11 protein-coding genes and 1 tRNA gene are annotated in these 12,674 nt (G+C 72.3%); 10 read left to right on the top strand and 2 right to left on the bottom strand.

The annotated features are described in order from the left end of the window. From ACR68M_RS03210 to ACR68M_RS03195, 4 genes are all read left to right on the top strand, one after another. Positions 1–1,014 carry an amino acid ABC transporter permease gene (locus ACR68M_RS03210; protein ID WP_441248838.1) on the top strand — a complete coding sequence of 338 codons (1,014 nt, stop codon included), beginning with the start codon at positions 1–3 and terminating at the stop codon, positions 1,012–1,014. Positions 1,015–1,028: 14 nt separating this feature from the next. Further along, entirely contained in the window at positions 1,029–1,781 is a 753-nt protein-coding gene (locus ACR68M_RS03205; protein WP_441251504.1) for an amino acid ABC transporter ATP-binding protein, read from the top strand. Next, positions 1,778–2,995 carry a M20 family metallopeptidase gene (locus ACR68M_RS03200; protein ID WP_441248837.1) on the top strand — a complete coding sequence of 406 codons (1,218 nt, stop codon included), beginning with the start codon at positions 1,778–1,780 and terminating at the stop codon, positions 2,993–2,995. The genes ACR68M_RS03205 and ACR68M_RS03200 overlap by 4 nt, the downstream gene beginning before the upstream one ends. A 253-nt stretch (positions 2,996–3,248) precedes the next feature. Beyond that, on the top strand, positions 3,249–4,109 hold the full coding sequence (locus tag ACR68M_RS03195) for a MurR/RpiR family transcriptional regulator (protein ID WP_441248836.1): 861 nt from the start codon (positions 3,249–3,251) through the stop codon (positions 4,107–4,109). A 156-nt stretch (positions 4,110–4,265) separates the two neighbouring features. Here ACR68M_RS03195 and ACR68M_RS03190 read toward each other — a convergent pair. Beyond that, a tRNA-Leu gene (locus ACR68M_RS03190) sits at positions 4,266–4,350 on the bottom strand. Positions 4,351–4,992: 642 nt separating this feature from the next. Between ACR68M_RS03190 and ACR68M_RS03185 the strand changes: the two genes are divergently transcribed. After that, positions 4,993–5,640, top strand: coding sequence for an ATP-binding protein (locus ACR68M_RS03185; protein ID WP_441248835.1), 648 nt, complete (start codon positions 4,993–4,995; stop codon positions 5,638–5,640). A 15-nt stretch (positions 5,641–5,655) separates the two neighbouring features. On the opposite strand, the gene idi is transcribed toward ACR68M_RS03185, so the two are convergent. Continuing rightward, a complete protein-coding gene (idi, locus tag ACR68M_RS03180) occupies positions 5,656–6,294 on the bottom strand; it encodes an isopentenyl-diphosphate Delta-isomerase (protein WP_441248834.1) in 639 nt (212 codons plus the stop codon). Between the two features lie 846 nt (positions 6,295–7,140). Here idi and ACR68M_RS03175 point away from each other — a divergent pair. From ACR68M_RS03175 to ACR68M_RS03155, 5 genes are all read left to right on the top strand, one after another. Continuing rightward, positions 7,141–9,096 carry a DUF5941 domain-containing protein gene (locus tag ACR68M_RS03175; RefSeq protein ID WP_441251503.1) on the top strand — a complete coding sequence of 652 codons (1,956 nt, stop codon included), beginning with the start codon at positions 7,141–7,143 and terminating at the stop codon, positions 9,094–9,096. After that, positions 9,093–9,848 carry a sugar phosphate nucleotidyltransferase gene (locus ACR68M_RS03170; RefSeq protein WP_441248833.1) on the top strand — a complete coding sequence of 252 codons (756 nt, stop codon included), beginning with the start codon at positions 9,093–9,095 and terminating at the stop codon, positions 9,846–9,848. The genes ACR68M_RS03175 and ACR68M_RS03170 overlap by 4 nt, the downstream gene beginning before the upstream one ends. Next, complete coding sequence (locus tag ACR68M_RS03165; RefSeq protein ID WP_441248832.1) at positions 9,836–10,897, top strand: iron-containing alcohol dehydrogenase family protein; 1,062 nt, start codon at positions 9,836–9,838, stop codon at positions 10,895–10,897. Before ACR68M_RS03170 ends, ACR68M_RS03165 begins: the two co-directional genes overlap by 13 nt. Positions 10,898–10,967: 70 nt before the next feature. Beyond that, on the top strand, positions 10,968–11,705 hold the full coding sequence (locus tag ACR68M_RS03160) for a CDP-alcohol phosphatidyltransferase family protein (protein ID WP_441251502.1): 738 nt from the start codon (positions 10,968–10,970) through the stop codon (positions 11,703–11,705). Beyond that, positions 11,702–12,592 carry a glycosyltransferase family 2 protein gene (locus ACR68M_RS03155; RefSeq protein ID WP_441248831.1) on the top strand — a complete coding sequence of 297 codons (891 nt, stop codon included), beginning with the start codon at positions 11,702–11,704 and terminating at the stop codon, positions 12,590–12,592. The genes ACR68M_RS03160 and ACR68M_RS03155 overlap by 4 nt, the downstream gene beginning before the upstream one ends. The last annotated feature ends 82 nt before the right edge of the window (positions 12,593–12,674 follow it).

Raw genomic sequence — 12,674 nt, 5'->3', positions numbered from 1 at the left:
ATGGCCGCCGCCTCGACCCCCGCCTCGACCTCCGCCGAGACCGCCCGCTCCGACGCCCCGGTGCCGCGCGACCTGGTCGCCGTGCCCGTCCGGTACTGGGGCCGCTGGATCGCCGCCGTCGCCGCCGTCGCTGCGCTGATGGGCCTGGCCGGCTCGCTCGCCCAGAACGCCAACCTGCACTGGGGCGTCGTCGGCCACTACCTGTTCGCCGGACTGATCTTCGACGGACTGGGTACGACGCTCTGGCTGACCACGGCCGCGATGGCCGTCGGACTCGGGCTCGGCACGCTCGTCGCCGTGATGCGGCTGTCGGCCAACCCGGTCCTGTACGGCCTGGCGACGCTGTTCGTGTGGGTCTTCCGCGGCACGCCGCTGTTGGTCCAGATCCTGTTCTGGGGCTATGCGGGGGCGCTGTACAAGCACATCCTGATCGGCATCCCCTTCACGCACGTCACCTTCCTCCAAGCGGACACCAACAGTGTGCTGACACCGACGATCGCCGCTCTGCTGGCCCTCGGGCTCAACGAGGCCGCGTACGCCAGCGAGATCGTCCGGGCCGGGATCCAGTCGGTCGACGAGGGGCAGACCGAGGCCGCACACTCGCTCGGCATGCGCCCGGTGCTGACGATGCGCCGGATCGTGCTGCCGCAGGCGATGCGCGTCATCGTCCCGCCCATGGGGAACGAGGCGATCAACATGCTCAAGATGACCGCCCTGGTGTCGGTGATCTCGGCGCACGACCTGATGTCCAACATCCAGGACGTCTACGCCCAGAACTACCAGGTCATCCCCATGATCGTGGTGGCCAGTTGCTGGTACCTGATCCTCGTCACCCTGCTGGGCGTTCCGCAGTCCTGGCTGGAGCGCCGCTACGGACGCGGCTCAGGGCGGGGCGGCCACAGCAGCCCGCTATGGCGCCTGGTCGCGGGGACCGCGCTGCGCCTGCCCGTCCTTGCTTCGCGGCCCAGGCGGTCGCCCGCCACCGAGCCACACCCGACCGGACAGCAGGGGTGAACGTGACAACTCCCATGGTGCGCGCCGAAGGTGTGCGCAAGAACTACGGAAATCTCCAGGTCCTCAAGGGTATCGATCTCACCGTCGGACGCGGGCAGGTCTGCTGCCTGCTCGGGCCCTCCGGCTCCGGGAAGTCCACCTTCCTGCGGTGTATCAACCACCTGGAGAAGGTCGACGCCGGGCGACTCGCCGTCGACGGCGAGCTGGTGGGCTACCGCCAGCACGGCGACAGGCTGCATGAGCTCAGGGAGCGCGAGGTCGCCCAGCGCCGCCGTGAGATCGGCATGGTGTTCCAGCGGTTCAACCTGTTCCCGCACCTGACGGCGTTGGAGAACGTGATGGAGGCCCCGGTCCGGGTCGGCGGAACCGGCCGGACCGAGGCACGAGGCGAGGCCGAGCGGCTGCTGGAACAGGTCGGCCTGGCCGACCGGGCGGGCCACTATCCGGCTCAGCTCTCCGGCGGCCAGCAGCAGCGGATCGCCATCGCCCGAGCTCTGGCGATGAAGCCCAAGCTGATGCTCTTCGACGAGCCGACCTCGGCCCTCGACCCCGAACTCGTCGGGGACGTCCTGGACGTCATGCGCCGACTCGCGGCCGACGGCATGACGATGGTGGTGGTCACCCACGAGATCGGGTTCGCCCGCGAGGTCGCCGACACCGCCGTCTTCATGGACGAGGGCGTGGTCGTCGAGTCCGGCGACCCCCGCCAGGTCCTGACCGATCCTCAGCAGGAGCGCACCCGCGCCTTCCTGTCCAAGGTCCTGTGAGCGCGTCCGCGCGGCAGCAGCGCCGCGACACCTCCGTGCTGCTGGCCCTGGCGGAGCAGCGGCTGGGCTCCTACCTGGACGGACTGGCCGAGCTGGTGGCGATCGACTCCGGCTCCTACACTCCCGACGGCGTCAACCGGGTGGCCGACTGGACGGCGGCCCGGCTGGCCGCCCTCGGCTTCCGGGTCGAGCGGATCGCCGTACCGCCGGCCCACGGGCACCGATCCGGTGACGTCCTGGTGGCCCGCAGGTCCGGCAGTCTGCCGGTGGCCGACGGCGGCCGGCGGATCCTGCTGGCGGCGCACATGGACACCGTCTTCGAGGACGGCACCGCCGCCGAGCGGCCGTTGCGGGTCGACGGCCCGCGGGCCTACGGCCCCGGCGCCAGCGACGACAAGGGCGGGCTGCTGGCCGGGCTCACCGCGCTGGAGGTCCTGCACGCCGCCGGGCTGGACGGGTACGCCGAGGTGGTGTTCCTTGCCACCCCGGACGAGGAGATCGGCTCCCCGGCGAGCCGTTCCGTCACCGAGCGCACGGCGCGCGGCATGCACTACGCGCTGGCGCTGGAGTGCGCACGTGAGAACGGGGACCTCGTCGTCGCCCGCAAGGGGGTGGCGGACTACGTGCTCACGGTCAGCGGCCGTGCCGCGCACGCCGGTGTGGAGCCGGATCGCGGGGCGAACGCCGCCCTGGCGGCAGCCCATCTGGTCGTCGCCCTCCAGGCCCTCAACGGCCGGCTGGACGACGTGACGGTCAACGTCGGCGTCATTCGGGCCGGCGACCGCGCGAACATCGTCTGCCCGGCGGCGGAGCTGCGCGTCGAGGTGCGGTCCGCCACCGGTGCGGGCCTGGAGCGCGGTCGGGCCGCGCTCGAAGAGGCCGCAGTTCACACCCGTATCCCTGGGACGTCCGTACGGGTCGAGCTGCTGGAGGTCTGCCAGCCGATGGAGGACACTCCCGGGGCCCGCCGCATCCTCGCGCACGCGCTGCGGGCCGGGGAGCAACTGGGCCTGGTGTTCGGCGCGGCGGCGACCGGCGGTGTCGGTGACGCCAATCTCATCGCAGGTGCCGGGGTGCCGGTGCTGGACGGCCTCGGCCCGGTCGGCGGAGCCGACCACACCCCGCAGGAGTGGCTCGACGTCACGACCGTCCCGGCGCGGGTCGCCCTGCTGGCCGCCCTGATCGTCCGGCTCGGCGACGAGCGGACGGGCTGACCCGGGGCCACAGACCTCCTGCACCGGTTGTCACGCGCCGTGGCCGGTGCAGGAGGTTGTGGCCCCGGCCTCACGCGCCGTGGCCGGTGCAGGAGGTTGTGGCCCCGGCCTCACGCGCCGTGGCCGGTGCAGGAGCCCACCTCACGGGCGGCGATCACTTCGGGGCCTGCGGGCCGTCGACTGCACAGTAGGCTCGCGGGACACGGGCGGCGCTGACGGGACGGCGCCGACAGCAGGAAAGGCAGGCAGGACGATGGCCCGCAGCACGCTGGCTGAGGAGATCCGGCAGAAGCTGGGGGAGCTCAGTCCTGCCGAGCGCAAGGTGGCCCGGGTGCTGCTGGCCGCCTATCCGTCCGCCGGGTTCGAGACCGTCGCGGTGCTCGCCGGACGCGCGAGCGTCAGCGCGCCCACCGTCGTCCGCTTCGTCAACCGCCTCGGCTACCGCGGCTTTCCCGACTTCCAAGCCTCCCTGCGCAGCGAGCTCGACGAGCGCAACGCATCACCGCTGTCGCTGTACACCACCCCCGGACACGGCCGCGAGCCCGAGGCGCAGGAGGTAACGCCGGACCAGGTCCTGGGCCCCGCTGTCACCCGCACGCTCGCCGAACTGCCGCCCCATGACCTGGAACGGGCCGTTCAGCTGCTGGCCGATCCGAAACGCCGGATCACACTGTTCGGCGGCCGGTTCACCCACCTGCTCGCCGAGTACCTGGGTCTGCACCTGATGCAGCTGCGCGACGACGTGCGCCTGGTGCCCGGCCGCGACGTGGAGCGCACCGCAGTCCTGGCCACGCTCGGCCGCCGCGACGTCCTGGTGGTGTTCGACTACCGGCGCTACGAGGCCGATAAACTGACGGTGGCTCAGGTTGCGCAGGAATGCGGCGCCAGCGTGGTGCTGTTCACCGACGCCTGGCTGTCGCCGGTGGCGCAGTACGCCGAGGTCGTGCTGGCGAGTCAGGTCATCGTGCCGTCGCCGTACGACAGTTACGTGCCGACCCTCGCGGTCGTCGAGACGCTCATCTCGCGGGTGCTCTCAGCGCTCGGCGAGGACGGCCGTCGCCATCTCCAGGCCGCCGAGGAGGCCGCCGAACGCGCCGGGCTGTACGACCGCTGACCCGGAGCCGGGCGACGCCCCAGCGTCCTATCCGCCGCCGGGGCGACCTCCAACAGGAGAGGAGGTGCGAAACGACAAACGCCCGCACCTGGCCGAAGGCCAAGTACGGGCGCCGATCCGCGCTGCGCCGAAACCCGCAGCGGTGTACAAAAAATGTGTCCGAGGGGGGACTTGAACCCCCACGCCCGATAAAGGGCACTAGCACCTCAAGCTAGCGCGTCTGCCATTCCGCCACCCGGACAGGGTGTGTGCCTCGGGGTTTTTCTTGCTGTTTCCCTTGGCGACAGAGAGAACACTACCAGGCCCTGGGAGTGCTTCTCACCTGCGTTTCTTCCGGCTGGGGGTTGTGCCGAGGGGTGTGGAGTGGGGCTTATCGGGACGGATCACCGTAAGACGGGCATGAGGTGATTCGAGGGAGTGGTGGAGGTGGCTGCGGTGGACAGGGCTGTTCTTCTCGCTCTCGCTGCTCTTCGACGGCCTCGGGGTGGCCGGCATCGGTGGCGGCGGCCGCCGGGTGATCGGCGTGGTCGGGGAAGCGGGGGCTGCCGAGAGCCTGAAGGCGGCGGGAGGCGGAGGCGGCAGGGGAGGCTGGGGTGGCCCCTGGCGTGGGGAAACTGCCGCAGCAGTGAATCTTTCGGCACGATTGCGATCTGTAGCTGCACGAGATCGGCCGTAAATGGACACCGGTCGATCGAAAGCGGTCTCCTGGCGCCAAGTTGGCTGTCGCTGCCACACGGGCGCCCGGTGCTCTCCTAGCCTCGGTGGACCGAGGGAGCCGTGAGCGGAACGCCTGGTTCCCCGAGACACCCGGAAGGCCGGGCGCTTCCTGCCACGGCGCGGACCGTTGCGAACCAGTGCGAACCAGTGCGAAGGGCGGCCTGGAGTGGAGCAGATCAGTGGGGCGGCCGAGTCCGTCGTGAGACGGCCTTCGGCGGTGCCGGTGGAGGGTGTCTGGCGGTTCTCGGCGGTGGCGCACGAGGCGGCGGTGCCGCAGACCCGGCACGCCGTCAGGGACCGGCTGCTGGCCCAGGGCATGGCCGGCCAGCGCTACCAGGAGCTGATCGACGATGTGCTGCTGATCGTCTCGGAGCTGGTGAGCAACGCCGTCACGCACGCGGCGGTGCTCTCGCCGTACCTCACCGCCGAGCTGTCGATCGCCGAGGGCTGGGTGCGGATCTCGGTCGAGGACGGGCACCCGTACCGCCCGAGGGCGTTGGAGAGCGACCTCGGGCAGCTGGGCGGGCGGGGCCTGCTGCTGGTGAAGAGCGTGACCCTGCAGGCGGGTGGCGTCTGCGACGTCGAGCGCACCGGCGAGGGGGGGAAGATCATCTGGGCCTCGCTGCCGATGCCGACGGCGGATGGGTACGGCGACCCGCAGCCGTTCGACGGTGCCGTGGAGGACGCCGACGTGCACCACGCCCTGGGCTTCGCGGCCGACCTGGACGAGATCGAGCCCGGTCACAGCTGCCAGGAGAAGGGCGAGGACGACCGGGGCGTCTGGCACTCGCGCCAGACACCCCTGCAGCGATAGCGCCGGTGGTCGCGCCTACCAGTCGCGGCCGGCGATCTCGCGGATGCCGGGGAGGGCGGCCTCGAAGACCGTCCGGAACCAGACCGAGAACGGGCGCTCGGCCTCCAGTGCCTTGAGCTCCTCGGCCGTCACGAAGCGGGTGTCGTCGACCTCGTCCGGGTGGGGTTGGACGGGGGCGGTGATCAGGCCGACGAAGAGGTGGTTCCACTCGCGCTCGATCAGGCCGGAGGCCTCGTCGGGCAGGTCGTACCGGACGGTGCCCGCCTCGCAGAGCAGGGCGGGGGCGGCGCCGAGTTCCTCGGCGGTGCGGCGGGCGGCGGCGACGAAGGGGGGCTCGTCGGGGTAGGGGTGGCCGCAGCAGGTGTTCGACCAGACGCCGGGGGAGTGGTACTTGCCGAGCGCGCGGCGCTGGAGCAGCAGCCGCCCCTGCTGGTCGAAGAGGAAGACCGAGAAGGCGCGGTGCAGTCGGCCCGGCTGCTGGTGGGCCCAGAGCTTCTCGGCGGTGCCGATGGTCGCGCCCTCGTCGTCGACGAGCTCCAGCAGGATCTCGGGGGCGGTGGCCCCGGCCGTGACGCCCGGCCCCGGGTCGACGTCCGGCGCGCTCGTCGCGTCCGTCGAGTGCTGGGTCTGGCTGGTCGGTCGGGTCTCGGGCATGAGGCCTCTTTCGGCAGGAGGACCGGAGCCGCACCGGGGCATGCGGACCCGGCCCGGCCCACCTGGTCCGGCGGTCGGCTGCGCGTCGCCGGGGCCCGCGCTCACCCGGTCAGGGGTACGCCGCGGGGCTGAACCGGCGTCGGGGCCAGTCTGCCGTATGGGCCAGGACCCTGGGTGACGTGACGCTCACATGCTCATGAAAGGTTCGAACGGGATCGAACGTACTCGAACGGCCCGCCAGGTTGTTCGATTTGTGAGCGACTTGGTCGGTCGCGCTTCACCTCCTGTCCGTCCTGCCGTCAGGCCCCTGTTCAGCCTTGACCGGTAGGCGGCTTGAACGTGGGGCATGCCGTCCGGAATGATGATCTGCACGGTCCAGGGTCGTCAGCTGCGGATAAGTGCTGCCCGCTGCCGTTTCGAGGGCGAACTGAGGGTCCGGTAGCCTCGATCGGTGCGCTCGGTTCGCTCGGAAGCGCCGCTGTCGCACAAAGTGCCGCCCTCTCCACGAGATCGGTACGGCGTGGGCACGGTTCTCACACCGGGGCGGTACCGCCCCAAGCCGCCCCGAGTCGACCCGAGCCGCCGCACGCCCCCACCGTCCTGACCGTCCCCCCGCACTACGTTGTGGCCGGACCGCACACCACCGCCAGGGAGTGAGTCCCGCTGTCCACTGTGATCGTGACCGGCCCCGAGCTGCTCGCGTCCGGGAGATCCGGCGCTGCGCACCGCTCCGTCGACCACTCCGTGCACGGCGGCTCCCAGGCCGTCCTGCACGCCGGTGCGCCGACGCTCGCCCCGGCCGCCCCCACGCTCGAAGCGGATCTCGTGGCCCTCGGCTTCCGGCAGATCCTCCGCGCCGACGACGCCGAGCAGCTCGCCGCCCTGATCGCCGCCCTGCCGCAGCCCGCGCCCGGGACGCGCGGTTCGCGCCGCAGCGGCCAGGACGAGCGGATAGCGCTGATAGACGCCGGCTTCGTCGGCCACCGCCACGCGCTGCGCCTCGCGCTGACCGACCCGCGCTTCCCGGCCGCCGCGATACCGGGCGCGGTCGTGGTGGCCGGCCCGCAGGCCCGCACCACCCTCGCGGCCGCCGTCCACAGTCTCACCGGCACCGGCACCGGCACCGACGCCACGACGGCAGCGGGACAGGCCACCCACGGCACCCCGATCCCGCACCAGCTGACCGAAGAGCCGACCCCCCGCCCCCGCCGCACGCTCCCGGACCAGCTGGCCGAGGCGCTCACCGAGCAGGGAGTCGCCGTCCAGCGCCCCGAGCTCGGCGCCCTGGTCGCGACCGTCCCCGCGAGCGGGAGCGAGCTGCGCGCCGCGCAGGCCGCCGTCGGCGAGGTGGACGAGGAGGCCGTGCGGCTGCGCCGCGCGGTGAAGGCCCGGGACGGCTTCTTCACCACCTTCTTCATCAGCCCGTACTCGCGTTACCTGGCCCGCTGGTGCGCCCGGCGCGGCTTCACCCCGAACCAGGTCACCACCGCCTCGCTGTTGGTCGCCCTGCTCGCGGCGGGCTGCGCGGCCACCGGCACCCGGCCCGGCTACGTCGCGGCCGGGGTGCTGCTGATCGGCTCCTTCGTGCTCGACTGCACGGACGGTCAGCTGGCCCGCTACGACCTCCAGTACTCGACCGTCGGCGCCTGGCTGGACGCGACCTTCGACCGGGCCAAGGAGTACGCCTTCTATGCGGGCCTGGCGCTCGGCGCCACCCGCACGGGCGACCACGTCTGGGCCCTCGCACTGGCCGCGATGGTGCTGATGACCTTCCGGCACAGCGTCGACTTCGCCTTCATGGCGGCCGACCAGACCAGCGCCGCCTCCGCCGCAGCCGCCACCGCGAAGGCGACGGGCTCGAAGGCGACCGGAGCCGCGGCAGCGGTACAGCCCGCCAACAGCAGCCCGACCGCGCAGTTCTCCAGCCGCCTCGACCGGGTCGGCTGGACGGTCTGGGCCCGCCGGATCATCGTGCTGCCGATCGGCGAGCGCTGGGCGATGATCGCCGTGCTCACCGCCTGCACCACGCCGCGCACCGCCCTGAGCGTGCTGCTCGTCGGCTGCGCCCTCGCCTGCTGCTACACCACCGCCGGCCGCGTGCTGCGCTCGGTGACCCGCCGCCGCCCGCGCTCCGACCGGGCGGCCGCCGAGGTCGCCACGCTCGCCGACGGCGGCCCGCTGGCCGAGCTGCTGGCGCCGGTGCTGCGCCCGGTCGCCCGCCGCCTCCCGGCGCTCGCCGTGCCGCTGCTGGCGGCGCTGGCCGCCGCCGGGCTGCCCGCCGCCGTCTACCTCACCGCCGGGACGTGGCAGGCGGTGGCCGCCGCGGGCGGTTACGTCCTGCTGAGCAGCCTGCTGCTGGCCCGCAGGCTGAACGGCTCGCTGGACTGGCTGGCACCCGCGTTCTTCCGGGCCGGCGAGTACCTGACGGTGCTCGCGGTCGCCCTGCGGCTGGACGTCGCGGCCCTCCCGGCCGCGTTCGGGCTGGTCGCCGCGGTCGCCTACCATCACTACGACACGGTGTACCGCCTGCGCGGCGGCACCGGGGCGCCGGCCCGATGGCTGGTACGGGCGACCGGCGGGCAGGAGGGCCGGGCGCTGCTGGTGACGGTCGTCGCGGCGCTCGCGTACGCCGGCAGCCCCGCCGGGCCCCTCGGGCACCAGGGTGCCGGGGCGGTCGCACTGCAGGGCGCGCTGGTGGCCCTGGCAGCCGTACTCGCTCTGGTCGTGGTCGCCGAGAGCATCCGCTTCTGGGTCCTCGGGGACGCCACCGCCGAACACGACGAATCAGGAGACACCGCATGATCGGCCTCGTTCTGGCAGCCGGTGCAGGCCGCCGCCTGCGCCCGTACACCGACACCCTGCCCAAGGCGCTGGTTCCGGTCGACGGGGAGCGGACCGTCCTGGACCTCACCCTCGGCAACTTCGCCGAGGTGGGCCTGCGCGAGGCCGCCATCGTGGTCGGCTACCGCAAGGAGGCGGTGTACGACCGCAAGGACGCGCTGGAGCAGAAGTACGGCGTCAAGCTCACCCTGGTCGAGAACGACAAGGCCGAGGAGTGGAACAACGCCTACTCGCTCTGGTGCGCCCGTGAGCTCTTCGCCGAGGGCCTGCTGCTCGCCAACGGGGACACCGTGCACCCGGCCTCGGTGCAGCGCACCATGCTCGACGGCAACGACCGGATGATCAAGGAGGGCAACGCCCCCGGCATCCTGCTCGCCCTGGACACCGTGAAGAAGCTGGCCGACGAGGAGATGAAGGTCGTCGTCGACCCGGCCACCGGGATGCGCCGGATCACCAAGCTGATGGACCCGGCCGAGGCGACCGGCGAGTACATCGGCGTCACGGTCATCAACCCGTCGGCGGCCGAGGACCTCGCCAGCGCCCTCCAGGCGACCTTCGAGCGCGACCCGCAGCTGTACTACGAGGACGGCTACCAGGAGATGGTGAACCGGGGCCTGCGGATCGACGTCCAGCCGATCGGCGAGGTCTCCTGGGTCGAGGTCGACAACCACGAGGACCTCTCGAAGGCGCGGGAGATCGCGTGCCAGTACTGACCCGTCTGGTGCCCTCGCCGGTCTTCGTCGAGATCCGCCCGGGGGCGCTGGACGCCCTCGGCGGCATCCTCGCCGACCAGCGGCTGTCCGCCTCCGGGCGGATAGCGGTGGCGATCAGCGACGGCTCCGGCGCGGTGCTCCGCAAGCGCCTGGAGCCCGCGCTGCCCGGCGCGGACTGGTACGAGGTCACCGACGGCAGCATCGACAGTGCCGTCCGCCTCGCCGACCAGATGCGCGCGGGGCACTACGACGCGATGGTCGGGCTCGGCGGCGGCAAGATCATCGACGTCGCGAAGTACGCCGCCGCCCGGGTCGGCCTGCCGCTCGTCGCGGTGGCCACCAACCTGGCGCACGACGGCCTCTGCTCGCCCGTCTCGACGCTCGACAACGACGCCGGGCGCGGCTCGTACGGAGTGCCGAGCCCGATCGGCATCATCGTCGACCTGGACGTGATCAGGGAGGCCCCACGGCGCTTCGTGGCGGCCGGGATCGGCGATGTCATCTCCAACATCTCGGCCTGCGCGGACTGGGAGCTCTCGCACGCCGTCACGGGCGAGCCGATCGACGGGTTGGCCATCGCGATGGCCCGCTCGGCCGGTGAGAACGTGCTGCGCCACCCGGGCACCCTGGACGAGCCGGGCCTCCTGACGACGCTCGCGGAGGCCCTGGTACTGTCCGGCATCGCGATGAGCATCGCGGGCAGCACCCGGCCGTCCTCAGGTGCCTGTCACGAGATCTGCCACGCCCTGGACGTGCTCTACCCGAAGCGCTCGGCGCAGCACGGTGAGCAGTGCGGGCTGGGTGCGGCCTTCGCCAGCCACCTGCGCGGCGAACGCGAGCTGACCGGTCTGATCGTGGAGCGGCTGACGCACCACGGCCTGCCGGTGACTGCGGCTCAGATCGGTTTCACCGAGGCGGAGTTCACCAAGGCGGTGCACTACGCTCCGAACACCCGCCCGGGACGCTTCACCATCCTGGAGCACCTCGACCTCTCCCCTTCAGACATCAGGGACGCGTACGCCGACTATGTCCAAGCCGTCAACAGCTGACCGCCCCCCGGTGGACCTCACCCGCCGCCCCTCGATCGAGGAGCTGCGGGCCGTCATCCACCCGGAGGGGATGCTCCAGCGCCGCAGTGCGGAGCACTGGGCCGGCCGCTACTACATGCGGAGCATCTCGCTGCGCATCACCCGCGTCCTCTCCACCGTGACGGTGATCACGCCCAACGGGCTGACCTACCTGATGATGCTCACCGGCATCCTCGCCGGTGCCGCCCTGGTGATCCCGGGCCTCGCGGGGGCCGTCCTCGGCGCCCTGCTGATCCAGCTCTACCTGCTGCTCGACTGCGTGGACGGCGAGGTCGCCCGCTGGCGCCGCCAGACCTCGCTGACCGGCGTGTACCTGGACCGGGTCGGCCACTACATGTCCGAGGCGGCGCTGCTCACCGGCCTCGGCCTGCGCGGCGCGGACCTCTTCCACCACGCGGGCACCGCCTCGCACTGGGAGTGGGCCTTCCTCGGCACGCTGGCCGCGCTCGGCGCGATCCTGATCAAGTCGGAGACCGACCTGGTCGACGTCGCCCGTGCCCGCAGCGGCCTCACGGCCGTCGAGGACGCCGCCGCGGTGCCGCGCTCCTCCGGCGTCGCCAAGGCCCGCAGGGCGGCGGCCTTCCTGAAGTTCCACCGGCTGGTCGGCGCGGTCGAGGCCTCGCTGCTCATCCTGGCGGCGGGCATCGCCGACGCCGTGCACGGCGGGCTGTTCTTCACCCGCCTCGCGGTCGTCGTGCTGGCCGCCATCGCGATGCTGCAGACCGTCCTGCACCTGCTCAGCATCGTGCTCTCCAGCAGGCTGCGATGAGCACCGCCGACGGCTTCAAGCTGGGCGCCGTCATCATCACGATGGGCAACCGCCCGGACGAGCTGAACGCGCTGATCGAGTCGGTCCGGCTCCAGGAGGGCCCGCCGGTCGAGCTCGCCGTGGTCGGCCAGGGCGCCGCCCTGCCGCCGCTGCCGCCGGGCGTGCGCTCCGTCGAGCTGCCGGAGAACGTCGGCATCCCGGGCGGGCGCAACGTCGGCATCGAGCTCTTCGGCCCCGACGCCCGGGAGGTGGACGCCGTCCTCTTCCTGGACGACGACGGCTCGCTGCCGCTGAAGGACTCGGCGAAGCTGCTCCGCGAGGCGTTCACCGCCGACGCGGAGCTCGGCATCGTCTCCTTCCGGATCGCCGACCCGGACACCGGCGAGACCCAGCGCCGGCACGTGCCCCGGCTGCGGGCCAGCGACCCGCTGCGCTCCTCCCGGGTCACCACCTTCCTCGGCGGCGCGAGCGCCGTCCGGAGCGCGGTCTTCACCCAGGCCGGCCAGCTCCCGGGCGAGTTCTTCTACGCCCACGAGGAGACCGACCTGGCCTGGCGGGCGCTGGACGCCGGCTGGTCGATCGACTACCGCGCGGACGTCGTGCTGCACCACCCCACCACCTCCCCGGCCCGGCACGCCTCGTACTTCCACAACGTGGCCCGGAACAGGGTGTGGCTGGCGCGACGGAACCTTCCGGCCCCTCTGGTGCCTCTTTACCTGGGAGTCTGGTTGCTGCTCACCCTGGCCCGCCGCCCTTCGGGGGCGAATCTGCGGGCCTGGACGGGCGGTTTCCGGGCCGGCTGGAGCGAACCCTGCGGTCCGCGACGGCCGATGAAATGGCGTACTGTATGGCGATTGACCAGGTTGGGCCGACCGCCAATCATCTGATCGCAGTAGCCGGCAGCCTCCTGTTGCCGGTCGGACTATCCCCCCGTGAACCCTGTGGGTCCGCCCGGTTCCCCGCCTCCCC

The organism is Kitasatospora sp. McL0602 (assembly GCF_052076145.1).
Lineage (GTDB): Bacteria > Actinomycetota > Actinomycetes > Streptomycetales > Streptomycetaceae > Kitasatospora.
Note: the sequence above shows the minus strand (reverse complement) of the source record. Positions and strands in the feature narration are given on the sequence as shown.